Source organism: Clostridium sp. DMHC 10, from assembly GCF_001270375.1.
In the GTDB taxonomy this organism is placed as follows: domain Bacteria; phylum Bacillota; class Clostridia; order Clostridiales; family Clostridiaceae; genus Clostridium_S; species Clostridium_S guangxiense.
In genome coordinates this window covers 2,518,720-2,537,326 of sequence record NZ_LGVB01000015.1, presented here as the reverse complement: position 1 = coordinate 2,537,326, position 18,607 = coordinate 2,518,720, and the positions used below count along the sequence as shown (strand labels likewise).

Annotated in this window: 18 protein-coding genes and 1 pseudogene; 1 reads left to right on the top strand and 18 read right to left on the bottom strand. The window is 31.2% G+C overall.

All coding sequences use genetic code 11. From position 1 onward, the window contains the following. The first annotated feature begins 154 nt into the window (after positions 1 to 154). Entirely contained in the window at positions 155 to 1,081 is a 927-nt protein-coding gene (locus AGR56_RS14295; RefSeq protein WP_053242796.1) for a site-specific integrase, read from the top strand. Positions 1,082 to 1,101: 20 nt separating this feature from the next. Here the strand turns inward: AGR56_RS14295 and AGR56_RS14290 are convergent, their stop codons facing one another. The 18 genes and pseudogenes from AGR56_RS14290 to AGR56_RS20390 form a co-directional block, all read right to left on the bottom strand. Next, positions 1,102 to 1,566: a restriction endonuclease subunit S gene (locus tag AGR56_RS14290; protein ID WP_053242795.1), complete on the bottom strand. Its 465-nt coding sequence runs from the start codon at positions 1,564 to 1,566 to the stop codon at positions 1,102 to 1,104. A 137-nt stretch (positions 1,567 to 1,703) separates the two neighbouring features. Further along, positions 1,704 to 3,294: pseudogene (locus AGR56_RS14285) on the bottom strand (type I restriction-modification system subunit M). 32 nt (positions 3,295 to 3,326) lie between these two features. Further along, a complete protein-coding gene (locus tag AGR56_RS14280) occupies positions 3,327 to 4,556 on the bottom strand; it encodes a restriction endonuclease subunit S (RefSeq protein WP_053242794.1) in 1,230 nt (409 codons plus the stop codon). Continuing rightward, a complete protein-coding gene (gene rhuM / locus AGR56_RS14275; protein ID WP_053242793.1) occupies positions 4,537 to 5,553 on the bottom strand; it encodes a RhuM family protein in 1,017 nt (338 codons plus the stop codon). The genes AGR56_RS14280 and rhuM overlap by 20 nt, the downstream gene beginning before the upstream one ends. 13 nt (positions 5,554 to 5,566) lie before the next feature. Next, entirely contained in the window at positions 5,567 to 8,776 is a 3,210-nt protein-coding gene (locus AGR56_RS14270) for an HsdR family type I site-specific deoxyribonuclease (RefSeq protein ID WP_053242792.1), read from the bottom strand. Further along, positions 8,773 to 9,348, bottom strand: coding sequence for a restriction endonuclease subunit S (locus tag AGR56_RS14265; RefSeq protein ID WP_053242791.1), 576 nt, complete (start codon positions 9,346 to 9,348; stop codon positions 8,773 to 8,775). The genes AGR56_RS14270 and AGR56_RS14265 overlap by 4 nt, the downstream gene beginning before the upstream one ends. A 467-nt stretch (positions 9,349 to 9,815) precedes the next feature. Next, positions 9,816 to 10,196 carry a hypothetical protein gene (locus tag AGR56_RS22095; protein ID WP_242851464.1) on the bottom strand — a complete coding sequence of 127 codons (381 nt, stop codon included), beginning with the start codon at positions 10,194 to 10,196 and terminating at the stop codon, positions 9,816 to 9,818. Then, positions 10,159 to 10,818 carry a class I mannose-6-phosphate isomerase gene (locus AGR56_RS22090; RefSeq protein ID WP_242851463.1) on the bottom strand — a complete coding sequence of 220 codons (660 nt, stop codon included), beginning with the start codon at positions 10,816 to 10,818 and terminating at the stop codon, positions 10,159 to 10,161. Before AGR56_RS22090 ends, AGR56_RS22095 begins: the two co-directional genes overlap by 38 nt. A gap of 187 nt (positions 10,819 to 11,005) precedes the next feature. Further along, on the bottom strand, positions 11,006 to 11,575 hold the full coding sequence (locus AGR56_RS22085) for a hypothetical protein (protein ID WP_242851462.1): 570 nt from the start codon (positions 11,573 to 11,575) through the stop codon (positions 11,006 to 11,008). A 358-nt stretch (positions 11,576 to 11,933) separates the two neighbouring features. Continuing rightward, on the bottom strand, positions 11,934 to 12,440 hold the full coding sequence (locus AGR56_RS14255) for a GNAT family N-acetyltransferase (protein ID WP_053242790.1): 507 nt from the start codon (positions 12,438 to 12,440) through the stop codon (positions 11,934 to 11,936). A gap of 745 nt (positions 12,441 to 13,185) precedes the next feature. Beyond that, a complete protein-coding gene (locus AGR56_RS14250) occupies positions 13,186 to 13,377 on the bottom strand; it encodes a YwbE family protein (RefSeq protein ID WP_053242789.1) in 192 nt (63 codons plus the stop codon). Positions 13,378 to 13,467: 90 nt separating this feature from the next. Beyond that, positions 13,468 to 13,770 carry a hypothetical protein gene (locus AGR56_RS14245; RefSeq protein ID WP_053242788.1) on the bottom strand — a complete coding sequence of 101 codons (303 nt, stop codon included), beginning with the start codon at positions 13,768 to 13,770 and terminating at the stop codon, positions 13,468 to 13,470. Between the two features lie 12 nt (positions 13,771 to 13,782). Then, entirely contained in the window at positions 13,783 to 14,166 is a 384-nt protein-coding gene (locus AGR56_RS14240; protein ID WP_053242787.1) for a hypothetical protein, read from the bottom strand. A 1-nt stretch (position 14,167) separates the two neighbouring features. Then, complete coding sequence (locus AGR56_RS14235; protein WP_053242786.1) at positions 14,168 to 15,049, bottom strand: hypothetical protein; 882 nt, start codon at positions 15,047 to 15,049, stop codon at positions 14,168 to 14,170. A gap of 866 nt (positions 15,050 to 15,915) precedes the next feature. Then, entirely contained in the window at positions 15,916 to 16,791 is an 876-nt protein-coding gene (locus tag AGR56_RS14230) for a hypothetical protein (protein WP_053242785.1), read from the bottom strand. A gap of 64 nt (positions 16,792 to 16,855) precedes the next feature. Then, a complete protein-coding gene (locus AGR56_RS14225) occupies positions 16,856 to 17,302 on the bottom strand; it encodes a hypothetical protein (protein WP_053242784.1) in 447 nt (148 codons plus the stop codon). Positions 17,303 to 17,471: 169 nt separating this feature from the next. Further along, positions 17,472 to 17,729, bottom strand: a complete 258-nt coding sequence (locus tag AGR56_RS14220) for a hypothetical protein (protein ID WP_053242783.1) — start codon at positions 17,727 to 17,729, stop codon at positions 17,472 to 17,474. Positions 17,730 to 18,053: 324 nt separating this feature from the next. Continuing rightward, positions 18,054 to 18,227 carry a hypothetical protein gene (locus tag AGR56_RS20390; RefSeq protein ID WP_157055777.1) on the bottom strand — a complete coding sequence of 58 codons (174 nt, stop codon included), beginning with the start codon at positions 18,225 to 18,227 and terminating at the stop codon, positions 18,054 to 18,056. Positions 18,228 to 18,607 lie beyond the last annotated feature (380 nt).

Here is an 18,607-nt window from a genome sequence, read left to right as displayed (position 1 = left end):
TTCTTACATATGGTTATACTAAGAAAATAGGTATGTTTTCCCAATCATTCATTTGAACACACACTTATTATTTCAGAAAGGCTTACTCAAGCAAGATCTCATTCAAATGATCAGCGTGAGGCAATTTTCGATAAATCAAAAGGAGGAATTAATAATGTTAGAAAAAGTAAAAGGAACTGATTTATTTTACCAATATTATGCACAATGGATTACAGTATACAAAGATGGTGCTATAAGAAAAGTGACTATGGATAAATATCTTATGACGGAAAAGTGGCTTGAAAAACTTATTCCAAACCTTATAATTTCCGATTTGAATCGTATAACTTACCAACAATTACTTAATGACTATGCTGCGTGGCATGAGCGTCAAACAACAATGGATTTTCATCATCAATTAAAAGCTGCAATTTTGGATGCAGTGGACGAAGGTCTAATTGATAGAGATCCTACACGAAAAGCAATAATCAAAGGAAAAACTCCAAAAGATAAAAAAACAAAGTATCTGAATCAGTTTGAGTTGCATACTCTATTAAGCAATCTTGAATTAAAGTCTGAAGTAAGTTGGGATTGGTTTATACTATTAGTTGCAAAAACTGGGATGCGCTTTTCAGAAGCATTAGCACTTACACCTAAAGATTTTGATTTTTCACATCAGATGCTTTCAATCAGTAAAACATGGGATTATAAAGGAAGTGGTGGCTTTCTTCCAACAAAGAATCAATCTTCTGTACGAAAAGTACAAATAGACTGGCAAACAGTAATTCAGTTTTCTGAGTTGCTAAAGGGATTGCCAGAAGATAAACCTATATTTACAAAAAACAAAGTATATAATTCAACTGTTAATGACATATTAACAAGATACTGTAAAAATGCAAAGGTTCCAGTAATTTCAATTCACGGATTACGTCACACGCATGCCTCTCTTTTGTTATTTGCTGGTGTATCAATTGCAAGTGTCGCAAGAAGATTGGGGCATGCTAGTATGACAACAACTCAAAAAACCTATTTACATATTATTCAGGAACTTGAAAATAAGGATGTAGATTTGGTTATGCGTTCATTGTCAGGATTAAGTTAAATATGAACAATTATCAAAAATCACTCACGCTGATGAAGGGTGATAAGGTTGTTGAGATTGGTAAAACTCTTAGCTATTACAGTTTGTTCTTCATTAGATTTCGGGTATATTAGTACCGTATCATTTAAAGCCGACTTCGAAATAGAAGATACTTTTGTCCCTTGAATTAACGGTAATAATTGGTCATGATACGCATTTGAATTCATATAATATCCAAGATAGCCACTTGCAAAAACTTGAATAGGTCTACACGGAATTGTATGCAATCCAGAAATTACAGTTTGAGTAGTCAAACCTACTATTTCAGTACACTTTCCAACTGTTTCATCCTCCGCAGCATCTGCAATAATCACATCACCATTATTCAAAAATGAAGACTTGTACTTGTTTACACTCGTATCATCCATAATAAAGGTAACTTCCTCTTTGCTAACGTCTAAGCACTCTCCGAATTTTATTAACACATCACCATAATGAACATTCATTGCAACACCATGTTCAGTGCTAAGTTCAGCTCTGGATAAAGCACTGTTTTTGAGTGTAGTAAAGAGTTCTGAAAACTTACGCTGTTCCCAAACAAATGTGGAAAAGTGAACTTCTCACTTTTCCACTACCAACAAATCTAAATTTTTACACCTAAAATCTTTAATTGCTCATTAATCTCTGCTTCAAGTTCCGCAATTTCCTTATTATCTTGTTCTAACTGCTTATTTACTTCTTCCAAATCAATTGGGGCTTCTTCTTCAAAAGTGTCAACATAACGTGGAATATTCAAGTTAAACCCATTTTCCTTGATTTCCTCAATTGATGCTACGTGAGCATATTTATCAACATCTTTACGTTCTTTAAACGTATTGATTATTTTATCTATATTTTCATTACTTAAGTTATTTTGATTCTTACCTTTTTCAAAATCATTACTTGCATCAATAAATAATACATCTTTCGTTTTACGATTCTTCTTAAATACTAAAATGATTGTTGGTATACTTGTTCCATAAAATAAGTTAGCTGGCAGGCCAATAACCGTGTCAAGATAATTTTTTTCAATCAGAGTCTGACGAATTTTACCTTCTGCTGCACCACGAAATAGCACGCCGTGAGGCAAAACAATAGCCATTGTGCCAGTGTTGTTTAAATGATATATACTGTGTAAGATAAAAGCATAATCCGCCTTTGAAGCTGGTGCTAATTTCCCATAATCACTAAAACGTGGATCTTTTAATTTTGTTTCATCATTATCCCATTTTGCAGAATATGGTGGATTTGCAACCACTGCATCAAAACTACGTGGATGGTCAGTTCCTTTTCCATCTGGTCCATCTGGCCAATCGCTTTCCAGAGTATCAGCATTATTTAGTGTCATATTGTTATAAGGCACATCGTGCATCATCAAGTTCATACGAGCCAAGTTATAAGTTGTTGTATTCAACTCTTGACCAAAATACTTCATAGGAGTACCATCAGGCAATTCTTGTCCAACAGTAAGTAGTAAGGAACCTGAGCCCATTGTTGGATCATATACATTGAAGAATTCATCTGATTTTTCTACACCGCTCGTGACTACTTTAGCTAAAATCTTACTTACTTGATGAGGCGTATAAAATTCTCCACCTTTTTTTACCAGCACTTTGCAGCAAATTGACCGATTAAGTATTCATATATTTCACCTAGAATATCTTTTCCATCATCCCCTTGTATTCAATTCCATCAACTAACTTAACTATATTGTTAAGTGATTTTGCACGTTCATTTGTAGAACTTCCAAGACGTGAATCTCCCAAATTAATATCGTTGAATATACCACGAAAATCTTTCACCGCTTCTTTATTTAATTCCGCATTTTTATTAAAGTTATCAAAAATAGTTTGATAGTCACTAGGAATAACTTGTGCATCATTAATTTTATTAATCAAAGACTCCCATGTATCATTTGGCGCAATCGCATACCCCAAGCTTAATGAAATATCTTGTAAATAGTCATCTAAATCTGCACCTACCGCTTGTTTTAGGTAAGCATCATTGATAGATTCTCCCTCTGCAACATCAATAACATTATTTCCTACTAAATACTTCTCTTGATGTTCTGAAAGGTATCGATAAAACATAAATGCCAATATATAATTTTTATACTCTGATGCATCCATTGTGCCACGCAGTTCATTTGCCATAGCCCAAAGTTTGCTTGTAATTGTTTGTAGATTATTACTCATTATTTTTATTTCCTTTCTATTTTGAAATTATTTTATACAAACATCTGTTGTAGTAATGCTTTCTTTTGTTCTTGCAAGTGATTTAATTTACGTTGATGAAGGATAATAAGGCCGTCGAGATTATTGAAAAAGTCTCCAATCTGTTTTTGTTCTACAACTGAAGGAGCTTGAGCTTCCATTTTTACAAAATCAGATTCATGAATTCGCCATTGTCCATAAATAACCCCTTGGCGCCAACGAATCATTTGATTTATAAAGCTTTTACGAACTAATACGCGACCAATAAAATCAGAATCAGCTAATTCAGTTGGTTGAAAAATACTGTAAACAGGAGAAATAGAAGCTTTTCCGTATTTGTTTAGCCCAATAGATCCAGTTGTAAGATTATTAGAACTGTAAATAAAATCTCCATATTCCGTCTGTTTATATTTCTTATTATCTTCATCACTAACTAAAAATTCGCGATTATATCTATCTCCTTTGGGTGCAACCCCTTCATATGCTACAAATGCCATTAGAGGATACTCATCACTTTTTGGAGCTTGTGTATTTCGTTCAATTAGCAACTCACCGACCTTACGCCGTTCCCAAGGGTCAGTAAATCCTGGAAAACGAAGTTCCGGAAAATCTTCACCATTTTTCGGAAACATTTTTTGTAACAAACTTTTCTTCTTATCTTGCAAGTGATTTAACTTACGCTGATGAAGGGTGATAAGGTTATCTAGTATCTCCAAAAAAGCGGATATTTCTGTCTGCTCCTCATAAGACGGGAATATAACCAACCCTAAAAGTGCATTATCATCACTGACCTTCATATCATTTTTTGCGCCCTTATTAACCAATGGCTTAAGATATTTATTCAAACGATAATCAGACTCAAAATAACACTGTACAAAGTTGGGATTTGTATTCTCTTTTGGTTTATACACCGCATAAAGAGTAGAGACAATACCTGATTTTCCTTTATTTGTTTTGATTATTCCAAATGGATTACGCTTAAGAGGAGACTTTGTGTATACGATATTTCCAGTATTAACTACACCATAATTAGAAACAGATGCTCCTGCAAAACTTCTTCCTTGAAGTTCTATCTGATTGACAATACCAAAATCGCCAGACACAGATAGCACATCCTCCTTGGTATAAACATTGTCACTATTCTTTTCGTTGGATGTTTCAATACATTCATTCAACTCACGCTGTTCCCAAGGGTCAGTGAATCCCGGAAATCTTAACTTTGGTTTATTGTTGTTTTTTTCCATTGCTATCTCCTTTAATCTTTCTGATTTCCTTATCAAAATCAGAAACTATTTTTTGAGTTTTGTTAAACTCTTGATATTCTCCTATTGCTTTTTCCTTAGCAGTGTTATGTGAAATACGTCCATGACCTTTTAAGATTTCATAACGATTGAATTTCAAAAACTCATCAATACTTACCGCAAAATCTTCCATAGATAACAACGTTTCATCTTCAAGAAGTCGCTCAACATAATCAAAATAAGCTGAGACGTTACGTTCAAGACCACGAATTTCCTTTTCTGATAAGTAATTTTTAGCCACAAGCACATCAGACTGCAAAATTCGACCATTAGGAGAGTTCTTCCAAGTAGTGAGTCCCATATGTTCTTTATTTCTATCTGCACTAGCATGAATAATTTCTGCAGCTGTTTTACCAGTTATTGCAAAATGAAATTTATTTTGAACAGTTGCATAAAATTTTTTTGTGATTTCTGAATTTTTATCGTAGTCATATGAAATTTCTGCAAACACATCTGTGATTTGTTGCCAAATTCTACGTTCACTTGCTCTAATTGAGCGAACAGTTTCAAGCAACTCACGGAAGTAATCTTTACCGAAAACATTCTCACCTTGCTTCATGCGCTCAACATCAATCTTAAATCCTTTTCTGATATAGTCTTTCAAGATATCAGTGGCCCAAATTCTAAACTTTGTTGCTTTTTGAGAATTAACACGGTAGCCAACTGAGATAATGGCATCCAGATTATAAAACTTGACCTGTTTTGTTTGGGTTTTTCCCTCTATAGCGCCGTGCTTTGTGGTATTTTCCAAAATGGAAACAACCACTTTCTCATCAAGCTCTCCAGACTCAAAAATGTTTTTAAAATGTTTGCTTATAGCAGAAACACCCACATCAAAAAGCTCAGATATAGCTTTTTGTGTTGCCCAGATTGTTTCATCTTTCATCACGACTTCGATTTTTTCATCTGCATCATACATTAAAAATTGTATCTCGTTCATTTAATCACCCTTCTTAGTTTTCTACTAACTCATCAGCTAATTCATAAATGGCCTCACGCAAACCATTACGGTACTTGATTTTAGACAAAGCTTGTATCTCTTCGTTATGTGCTAACGTCTTATAATCCACGCTTGCTTTTGCAATTATATCTCGAATTTGACCAGCATCATCTAAATCCTGCACGCCATAACGATGACGACTAAATAATTCACGCATCTGAGCACTTGTGATAATATCTGTAATTCCCCACTTCACTCGAAAATCTAAGAACATTCTATCAAAACTCACATTGTTAGCCGCTTGAATAATTTGCTCGCTATCTCTCAATTTTACTGGATATTTAAGATTAGTACCTTCCGGCGGATAATGCCCTTTGATAATAGCCATTGCTGCATTCATAATCTTCGCAGCGTAATTTCTGTCTTCCAAACCATTGGCAAATTGATCAATTTTCTCTTTCGTAGCTTTTGCTTCTTGTTTCTTGCCCTCATGCACTTGATTCAATAATTGTTCCACCAATTCAGTTAAATAATCATAATCTATTTTCACATCCTTCACATGAGTCATTCTTAACTCAATTTGATAAAAAGGAATTTTCTTTTCTTTTGCTATATATTGTTTAAGCTCATTGGTTAAAACTGTAGTAAGCATGGTTTCTTGAACACTTGTCATCCCTAATTTTTCAACTAACTCATCAGGATTTTCGTAATTGAAACCCGCTACATTTCCATCAACTTCTTCAGGTGCATATTGCTTTAATTTAGCCATACCAACATTATAATCTCTAAGCAAATCAAGCATATATTCTTTCTGCCTCTCAGAAGGTGGTAATTGTTGAAACTCATTAGTTAAGCTGCCTAATTTCTGAGTAACCTCTTTAACTTCATTAAATACATCTTCAAAAGATTTAGCGATAATACCATCCTTTTGGTTAGATTTATGTTGTTCATCTTCTGATAAAATTGCAGAATCTTTATTAGCATAAATTGCGAGAGCTTTATTCATCAACTTCTCATTTTGAGCAGGCCAACGATAATTTACAATACGCCCCCAAGGTTTTTCTTGCATATCAGCAATACGATTTGTTCTTGAATAGGCTTGAATAAGTCCAGCCCCTTTAAGTGTTCTATCTACATAAAGGGTATTAAGTTCTGGTGCATCAAATCCAGTCAAAAGTTGATCTACCACAATCACAATATCTAAAAATTTCTTATCTGTAGCAGTTTTATTCAAACGACTAGTAACATCTTGTGTATATCCTGCTACATCATCCATGCCAAAGCTTGTACCAAATTCTTTGTTATAAGCTTTAATAGCATCATATAAGCCTTGATTAGTGGTAAGCATACTATCATTATTGGATGAATTTTGGCTAAATGTAACTGCTACTTTCAATGTTTGTCCACCATTTTTCTTATTCTCATCATTTACTCGTTGAAATTCATTGAAGTACATTATTGCCATTGGAGTACTGGCTTTTCCACCACCAACATGAGTTGTAAAAAGTGCATTATACTTACCTTCGTTTGAACGATTTCGCCAGTTCTTGAAAATATCTTCAACTACTAACTTGATGTGATCCGGATTTTCATCATAAAAACTTGGTTCAACCGCATCATCCATATCTTCTTGACTTAAATTATTAATCTTTTCTGTAATTTTTTCTTCAGTCCACTTCGGATAACGTTCTCTATAGAAATTTGGCAGATATTTTAATTTCATTTGTTCTTCATCAATTGTTGTTTCAAAATCCACTTTAAAACCTAAAACATTTCTATCTGCAATTGCTTCACGAATAGTATAGGCATGTAACAAAGGTCCAAAAATATCTTCAGTTCGTAAACCACTAGTAGTTTCATCAAACATCGGTGTTCCTGTATAACCAACCCAAGCAGATTTCTTAAAAGCTTTTTGTATCTTTTCAAAATTTTCACTACCAGTTGAACGGTGTGCCTCATCCACGATAAATACAATATTTTTATCAGGTGCTTTAAAAGATTTACGTTTCACTAAGGTATCAATCTTTTGAACAGAAGTAACAACGATACTGTTATCTTTACTCTTTAGTTTACGACTCAAATCATTAGTATTATAAGTATTTTGAACACTACCAATCATATCTTCACTAGCATCCGGATCATAGGCTCTATAATTTTCATTTGTTTGTTTCGTTAAGGCAATTCTATCTACTAAGAAGACAACTTTATCAATTTTGGGCATGCGACTTGCAAGCCACGCAGTTTTGAAACTAGTTATAGTTTTGCCAGAACCAGTGGTATGCCAGATATAACCTACTTTATTTGTGCCAAGTTCAAAATCAACTTGCTTTAAATTTTCAATTACATTCTGAGTAGCATATACTTGATATGGACGCATTACCTTTAACGTTTGTTTGTTTTTTGTGCCATCCAAAATCATATAATTAGTAGCCATCTGATGTGCCATTGGGATACTTAACATTGAATCAGCGAACTCTTTCCAATTACGCACAATCGTATTATCACTTTTACGTTGCCAGTTAAAAGCAAAGTCCTTATTGAACTTATCCGACGTGGTATTTGCCATATATTTTACGTTATTAGGCGTAATTGCCACTAATATTTGTAAAGTAGAAAAAATATCACCATATTGGTTTTCTTCGGAATATTGATGCATTTGATTTAGTGCTTCATTAACATCGTGTGTATCACGTTTTTCTTCAATTTGTATAATAGGTAAACCATTAATAAGAAGTGTCGTATCAAAGCGACGATTTTGTTTCCCAGTGATAATTGCAGGGCGTTCAATTTGATTAACTACTTGATACACCGTATCTCCAGCACCAATTTGTTTTTGATCGAAAACCGTTAAAAACACATGACGACCGTCATCTAAATCAATTTCGATTTGTGATACACCATTAAGTCCATATAAAAATTGTCCAGCCTCATATGGTGTTTTAATATCAGATATAATCTTTTTAACTTGATTAAATTCGACAGTACTTAGTGGATGATCAAGTGTATTTTGATTGTGCCTCTCAAGAATCTCTTTGAAGTTATCCCAAAGCTTTTCTGTAGTTTTAATTTTGGTTTCATACTTCCATAGCTTTGTTTTTACACCGTAACGAGCAGGCTTCTCACTAACCATAAAGTCGCTGATTCCTTCTAGGTGTTCAGGTTTAGTTATGGTTCCACTGGTAATATATTGTATTAATTCAGTTTCAAATTGCTCTTCATTCATTTCTCACTTGCCTCCTCTAACTTGGATAATCTGATTTTTGTTTCAAGTTCTGCCGCTCTATTTCTAAGAGCTTGCAACCTTAACTGATTAAAATAGACTTGTCCTATAATTTTTTGCTTATCTATGGAAGGTATTTTCGGTATTTCAAGCTCTTTAAGTTGCTTTAAAGTATATTTTAAAACTTGCGAACCTTGAAGTCCCAGCACAAACTGTTTCTTGATTGTTTTGTTTTCATTAAGTAGATAAACCAAAAACTTTGAATCAATTTTATGGCTAGGTAATAACTTAACGTAGTTTTGTGTATAAAGATATCCCTCATGCTCTTTTCTTACAATCGTTGCAATTCCCGTGATCAAACTAAACACCACATCACCATCGCATAGGGTATTTACTTTATCATTGGTTCTGACTTGTTTATTGCCCACATCGTTTGAAATAATACCTACCAAATCATCTGTTAAATTTGTTTGACTATAATAAGTAAAAAGCGGTGTTTTCTCATCAAACACTTCAGTAATTCTAAACTGAGGCGATCCACTTACTAACGCAACTAATTCACTCAACTTTTTCATAAAATATTGTGCCTTTCTAAAATTAACTTTATTTACTATGATGTAATCATATCATAAAAGGAATTTTATAGCAACTATTAAAAGTGTAATTTTAAAAAATTACACTTTTAATTATTTTTTACTAATTACTTCCGCTAAAAAGTGCACACACCTTGCACCATTTTACACACCTCTGGTGCAGAAAGAACATGAAGTACAGTCACAACTTGCAGTACCCCAGCACAATTCCATTAACAAAGCTATCAGTATCAACAACATAATTGCTTGAATCAAATATAAGCTTTTTTCCATTGCAAGTGGTGTTATAATTTTTAGTGTGATAAAATCACCTCAAAATAAAAAGCCCTTAAGGCTTACAAATTTTATATAGCCTAATAAGTTACTAATATAAACAATTTTTTATCTATCTCCAAAAGTAACAAATGGACTCAAAGCATTAGCCTCCTTAGCTGCAGCTGCCTGCTACTTTAAAATCTTACATAAGCTTTAATTACCCCAACTTCTTTTCCATCACTTTTACCATAAGGTCTTATTGAATATTCTCCAACAGAAGCAGGTACTATAAATGTTTCTGCATAGTGCACTATAAAAGGTTCAAATTTATTCTCAGGACTTTCTACTATCACTTCTTCACCTTCTACTAAATTAAGTACATTTACTATCCTTTTAGTATCATGATTAGTTTTCTCTTTAAACCAATATCTTCTTGTTTCTATAAATTGAAGCTCATGTAATCCGGTTTTTTCTTCCTTAACATTTTTATTCTCGCTTATTATTTGAACATTATTAACTAAGTTATTTTTTACCCAATTAGTAGTTCTGCCACATTGAATTACTTTTTTTACCATGTTCAATGTGAATAGGCCTAGGCAATCCATCCAGACCAACTCTTCCCCAGTCCCACAATTTAAATGTAAATATATAAGGAGTTGCACTAATCTCTAATACCATAGCTCCACTGCCTGAACAATGTACAGTTCCCGCAGGAATCAGAAAATGGTCGTGAGTTTTAGCTGGAAATTTATTGATGTATTTTTCTGCATTAAAAACTATTACTCCAGCTTGTGCATCTTCTAAATCTTTAATCATTTCTTCCTTGTTTACGCCTTCCTTTAGACCTAAATAAACACTCGCATCATCTGTAGCATCTAAAATATAATAACTTTCATCTTGAGTATAATGCATTCCAAAACTTTCTTGAATATATTCAGTAGTAGGATGTACCTGAAGACTTAAGTTTTGACCTTCAATAGTATCTAGAAAATCAAATCTTATTGGAAATTCAGCTCCAAATCTTGAATATACTTTGTCACCTAAAAGCTCTTTAGGTTTATATAGAACTATATTTATAGAAGGTACTTCTATTCTTATATCCCCATATCTTAAAAATAAGCTATTCTCCTCAGGTACACCATCAAAACACCACGCAAAGTTTTCTTCATTCTTATCTAGATTACATACATCTTTCATCCATTGGCCTCCCCATACCCCTGGATCAAAATATGGTACTACCCTAAATGGTCTATTTGCAGTTTCTTGTAATCCTGCTCTTAAAGCATCTCCAGTTACTAATTTAGGATCATTGTAAGTATTGCTGTCTAATAAGTAATCAATCTTATCATATAATCCTTTTTTATGTCTATCTGCTATTCTCCATTCAATAAAAAAAAGCTCTCTTGTATTTCCTTAAAATATCTTCCTCAAGGTTGTTCACTTTAAAATTGCCTAGCTCTTTTCTTCTAAACCTTTGTTGTATTTCCCATCTTGCTAAATCAGCATACACAAATATGTCGCCTTCACTTATAAGGCTAGCTCCTACACCATATATTAAAATTATACCATTATCTATATCATCTAATTTCTTTTTAGTCTCTACATATTTTTCTTTTACAACGAAATCTTGGATTGTGCCATAATACATTATTCCAAATACTCTATCTTCCGTTAAATTTCTATTTAGTAAATTATTTAACATATTTCCATCATAAAAAATATCTTTACTTGCAATTACACAATCTGGATTTAATCCATTAATAAAAGCATTTAATACTTCTTCATCTTTTACTCCTGGATAACAATCTATTGTAATAATAAATTTCTCTTTGTTTACCTTTGATTTTATTTCACTAATAATATTATGATATCCACTAAAAGCACTGTTTTCGTATCCTTTTACTACTACCTCTGGTTCCTTATCATAGTTAGTTTCTCTATTTTTATATTTCAAAATTTTCACTCCTTACATAAAAAGTCTATTTTATTTAAACTCAATGCTACTGCTTAATTTATATATTTTATGATTAGAGTATTATGATTGACTTAAATAATGCTACACTTGTGTGATAACGTTTTCAAAGTAAGAAGAACAATCTACTTTTCATATTCCTATGGCTCGTAGTGATCCCAAAGATCTCGATTATCCTCTCCTGACTGCTGCATATAAATCACAGCCTCTCCTTCCCATATTTCATATACTTCTGGTGTAGAGAAGCCAACTGTTCGCTAAATCTGCAATATTGGGTTCTATTGATTTCACCATTTACTTACAACCTCATGCTATTTATAACTTAATTTTAAATTGGAATTTATCTGAAAGAATTTAAATTATTCCAAATAAGTTTTTCTGAATTGGATTCAGTGCTACCAAAATAATCAATAAAATCTTTATAATGCTTTGCGCCAAGTTTTTCATACAAACTCTTTGCATTTGAATTTCCTTTTACAATACAAATACTCATACATTTATAACCTTTGCTATAAGCATAATGACTTACTGTGTTGATTAATTTCGTACCAATGCCTTTTCCCCTTGAAGCTTCAGATACATGTAACGAATCTAAATATAAACAATGCTCTATTTCATCATCTTCTTTACAGGCAGAGAAACCAAGAAATTTTTCATCTTTATATACAACAAAAATCATATATCTTTCATTTCCAAGATATTCTCTCCATTTTTGTATTCCATCGCTAACTTTTAAATTATTTAAAAATTCATTTGGCAACAACTCTGCATATGTTTTCTTCCAATTTCCAATATACAAATTAGCAATCAATTCTATATCAGAATCATTTGCCTTTCTAATGACCATTTTGTAACCACCCTTCCAAACATTGTCAAATGCTATTTATATAAATAAACCTTAAATTCACATTATTAGCCTAATTGGTATCTAAATATTGAAAAGCTTAAATATTAAAATGTTTTTTATTAAGAGTTTATGTTAAATCTTTTAATAATTTCATCTGATAATCCGTTATAGTCTCTCTTTTCTGAAGGACTATATCCACGAGATATAATTTCAAAAGCACTATAAACTTTATAATTACTAAAATTAATTTGCTTAAATTTTCCGGATAGTTGAAAGGCTATACAACACTTTTCATCTCTAACCTCATTAAATACATCATCAGTAAATTCTATTGAAATATTTATTAGTATAACTAATTTTTAATTTCTCTTAGCTACCCATTATAGAAATAATAAACTGTTTTATATTAATTCCTTGAATAAATTATAATTCTACATATAATTATATTATCCTCCATAATTATATAAAAAGCCAAAAATCACTTGCCTTTTCTCATAAAAAAAGTAAGTGATTTTCAATGATATTTTTCACAATATCTCTTTTTTCTAAGTCTATTCTTTTGTGCTCACACACTCCATTTCCTTCCACCAACTCTTTATTCCTTAAGTATATGTATTCTAATAATCCCTTCTTTGATTATCTTTAATTATTACCATTTTATATGTTTATGGAAACATATCCACCTATTTAACCTAATAAAAGGCACTCAACCCCAAGATTGAATGCCTTTTATTATACCTAAATATTATTTTATTTCTTTAACTCTTCCTACAATTCCACCCTCAAGCATTACTTTGATACCACGAGGATGAACCTCTGAGTTTGTAAGGATTCTCTGCACAACACCTTCAGTTAACTTTCCAGAACGCTGGTCTTGCTTTTGAACAACAAGGACTTTTGTTCCTACTTTGATATCTTTTCGTATCGTTCCATCCATAGTATTACTCTTCTTTCTTATTTTCTATAAAGCTTAACGACAGTTTCCACGTGCATGAAGACGTCTAAAGGGTTAAAAGGAAATTCTAACTTATAAGTTTCTAATTTTATTCACTATTTGTTGAATTGCTTCTAAGTCATTTACCTCCATAGCCTCGTCAAGTTCACTTTGTAATTGTTTTATAATATTATCTTTAGATTTGCTATTAGCATTTAGTTGTTCAAGATATAGCCTTTTTCTATCATCTAGACTACCAATAATTTGTTGCTCTGCGCTTTTAATATTGTCTCTTTTCGCTTTCTCTTGATTATGTACATCTAAAAGCTCTTTTGTAGATTTATTAATTTCATCTAAGATTTTCTTCTCGTTTTTATCACCTTTATCACAATTCATTATCTCACCTAATTACAATCTATTTGATAACAAAGACATATTTAATGGACCACCTTCCAAGGAAAATCCATCAATTGGATTCTTATCGTATACACTTAACATGAAGTTTAGTGCAAGCTTAGTGGTTTCTATATCTTGATCTTTCATTGCCTTTTGCAATAACTTTTCTCCACTTTCATATAAGCGTGCTCTTTCATCAAAACTTTTATTAAGATATAACTCAAACATCTTTCTATCATTTTCAAATTTAGCAGTTACTGCTCTTAGTGTAGCTCTTACTCTCTCACGCTCTGTCTTTTCAATTTCTCTGTGCTTTAAGTAGTCCGTAATAGAACCTATAGTTTCCTTTACAATTGTTGAAATTTCTGATGATGCAACATAAACCTCTTGGTTCATTTTATATCCCTACTTTCTTTAATTCATTTTCGAGAATTCTTAATTTATCTAAAGCTCTCTCATAGTCCATGGATATAGTACCTTCATCAGCAATAAACTTTGAACTTAGCAATTCAATTAAATATTTTGAAAATTCAAATTCATAATTAGCTCCTTGCTTCTCTTCATTTGTAACTTTCTGTTCATTCATTGTATCACTTAATTTAGCAGTCATAATAGCTAATTTAGAGCTTAGGTTACTGAGTAAATTATGTTCTTCTTCAACAACCTTTCTTATATACTCAGCCTTAGATACTATATGCCCCAATTTTGATATTTCGTAGTTGACTTCTGTTCTAAAATCTCGTGCTTCTTCAAGATACCCTTTTGCCTTCTCCTTTCTTTTCTTTCTACTTATCGTACTAATAAGGCTAAAGACATCTAGCATCCCTGCATCACCAGTAAAACTACTCATACTGACTATTGGAATTGAAGATTCTGATGAATATGTATTAATTTTCTGTGGTTCATAAATTGAAGCGTAGACTTTAAACTCAGCAAACTTATTTACTATTGGTTGATATTTATCCTTTAAGTTAACTAATAATTCTTTCTTAAAATTAAATTCCTTGCTAACTATTCTATTTGTTTCATCTACATAATTTCTAGTTTTTCTTTCTTCACGCTCATATTTAGACTTAACATTTGAAATAATTTCATCTGCTTGATTAATCATATCATTAATCTCTTTTTCCTCTGAACTTGAAATAATATTAGATAAATTATCAAGTGGATTGTTTACAATTCCTCCACTAGAGTACCCCCCACCTCTAGTAGGAATATCATCCTGTATTACATCTTTTACAATATCAAACAAAGATCCCAATGGTGATTTGCCAAACATAAAATAACCTTCCTTCGCTATTTTTTATAACTTTATTATACTCTATAAAATCCTTTTTTCCATAATTTAATAGTCATTTGCATATATAGCCCAATTACTTACAGTTTAAATCAACTATAAGCTTCTAATCTTTACACGCTTGTTACAGGTCAGTCAAAATTGCAGTATACAAAACGTTTGAAAAGACAGAATTACTTGCAGTAAATTAATTGGTATAACTGTTATTATTTTGATAAATTTTAACCGTAGGCTTGTCATTGATAATGAGGGTGCATATGATATACTTTTGCCAATCGTGGCATTATTAAGCCTTTACATACATGCCACGTTAATAGGCTAATATCTTATGCATGGAGGCTCATTGTCAATGATTAAAATTTATCAAAATTTCTACTGCCGTTATTTTTGTCTTTTTCGCTGAAAAATTCGCTGTCTTGTAACAACTCTCTTCATTTGTTCTTATATACTTTGTATTTCATCTACTTGAATATATCCCCAAACAAACTGCTTATCTATTCTGCTAATAAGAGTATAATTTTATTTATTTTTAAATCTTTGAACTAACGAAAAATGGAGACACCCTATAACTTTCTACATTTTGGGTTACAAATGTGTAATTTGCAATCTGCCACATCGCCCAAATATACCATCTATCAACTATTACAATTTCTTATATACATGCACTGCTACATGATGTTTTTCTTTGATAAATAGAGGAACGTCCACCGAATCAAATCCACTTCCTCTAAGTATTATTCTTACATCTATTCTCCACCCATATATTGCTTTTATTAATCAAAAGACTTACTCATAAAATTTTATTTATGAACAAATCTTATTAAAAAAAAAGTTCTACAATGAATACATTAATAGCAAATTGATTTAGTAATAAAAGGCTCTGTTGCTGTAGCAATAATTGCAGATTTTAAAGTACTGTCATTTCTTAACTTACTAGAATTTAATAGCTGATCGGGTCTTATTTTGCCCTCTATTAATCCTTTAATAAGTGGAATATAGCTTCTTAATTCTTCAAAAGCATAGAAATCTACCGAATTAGCATCCACAAAATGTTTAGGTATATCAATATCCTTCCTTGAATTAATTAATTTATATACTATTTCATTATAGTCATTATTTATTCCAAAATAAACAATTGGAACTTCATATCTCTGTACAACTAAATCATTAAATATATATTGTTTTCCTATAATACTAACTTTACTTTGTAATCCTGCCACATTACCATCAGCATTTCCTCTTTTAACCATCATTAGTTCCGACTGTAAGTTATCTTTATTAATCCATTTTATATCTCTTTGTGTATCGCCTGGATTATACTTAGCACAATATATATTTTTAGTTGATACTAGACCTGTTCCTATGGCAATGTATTTATTAGCGATTTTACTTATTCTATCACCCATTCTAGCAATTTTAACCCACTTTTTATTAATTTCTGCATCTTCGTTACATCGCCTTACAATGATTGCCTCTGCTATTTTCCCAAGTAATCTCATAGCTGTTTCCTGTACATTACTCATAAATATATAATTGAATGCAAAAATATTATTTTCAAGATTTATGTATCCAAGTTCATCATTCAAAATATTAAATAGTTTCTGCCCATAGCTATATATAGACATTGCTACATTTCTTTCTCCTCTTACATAATCTTCATAAGATTGTTCTAAAATTAATCTACCTTTTGCATCCTTAATCCCTACAATCAATTGACCATCCATTTTATGTTCACCCCTCACAATAGCATTTCTTTAAATTATTAAACTTCTCACTTACAGACGCATATTATTTGCTTAATTTTTCAACAATATTTACAATATCATCATGTTCCAAACCTTTTGTTATCAATGCATTTTCTATAGTTCTTATTACATCTTTTTCAATTTCTCCTTTTGTCATATTATAGTTATAATTTATAATAAATTCATCAGAAAACCGACGTGCCTTTCTTTCTTTAGCTTTTATTTTTTCGCATTCAGTTCTTATATTTTTTCCTTCTTCTTCATCAGCATATACTATATGTTCGAGTTCATTTGTTCTTCTTATAATAAATCCAACATTTTCTAATTCTATTAAGCTATCAATTATTGATTGCTGTGAAACATTTAATTTAAATGATAAAGCTTTTCTTTGTGGCAACTTTCTATATTGAAACATACTTAAGTATTCTAATAATAATGATGCCATTCTTAATGATAAACTTGTAAGGTGCTTATTAGTTTTTACAGGCATTTTTATAAAAAGTCTATAGAAAAAATCTTTATCAATTTCAATATTATTGTTATCAATATCTATTCCATATAGTTGTAATTTTTTATTTAATTTATATATCTTTATATTACTAAAAATAATGTATTAAGAAACCTCTATAAAAAATAGATATATAAATGCTTTATGATTTTTACAGCTTTGTTATTGCTTGTTGAATTTCTCCAATTTGAATATTGTTTTGCTTAATTAATTCTATAATAACATCAATACATAATTTTTTCTTAAAATTATCTTCTATAGTACCCCATCCGTTCATTTTCGATATATTAAATTCACCACAAGCATGCTGATCAACATTTATTCTTCCATCATAATCTAGAAAAAAATTATAAGTTATAGTATTATCCAATAATATATTAACATATAAACTTACCAACTTTTCATCCATACTAACTAAAGATTTTAAAGGTACTTCTAAGTCTATATTTGATCATTCTCCACTATACAAATTAGCCTGTCTATCTGTATCACTTTTACATCATTTAACAATATACTTCGCCCGTTATTAATATTTATTAAATTTCCTTCGTTTTTTATCAACAAACAATAAAAATGTTTATCAAAAATGTATCCTGGTACTTGTTTTGATTGTATTATTCCCCATTCAGAAGTTTTTCTTTTTGTGATGATTTTATTTTCATCAAGTTACTTCTTATTCTATCTTCACATGATTTTGATCCTATCATAATACAATATGTTGAACCTAATAATTCTAAAAATAATACAGTACTAATATTCTTATTTCTTTAGGTAATGGTTTATCATCATCAGCTATATTATACGGTAGTAAATCATCTATATATTTTGAATAATCCCTATTTAATAAAGGAATTATTTCATTTAAACTCTTTTCTAGCTTACAAATGCAAGTATTATTGCCTCTCAAAATTTCGTCTCCTCATTTTGTTATCTTCCTAGAAGTAAATTTTTCACTTTTATATCATCAGTAAGTGTAGATAATAATTCATTATTTAATTGAAAATTTAAAATTTCTTCATTCTTTAAATTAAAAATATGATATCCTTAGCATAAAAAAATATGCTAAGGCAACACCCTCTTTCCTTAATTACACACAATAAAAAAACCTTGCAATACATTCATATCACAAGGTTTGCATATGGTGGGCCCGATGGGATTCGAGCCTCCGGCACGCGGTTTAGGAATGTGTATGAGTGCTTATTTTGTAATTCAGTATTTTGTATTAGCCTTTGGTTTTAAGCCATTTCTTAATTTTGGCTTATTGTATTTTATGGCTACTTTTAATGA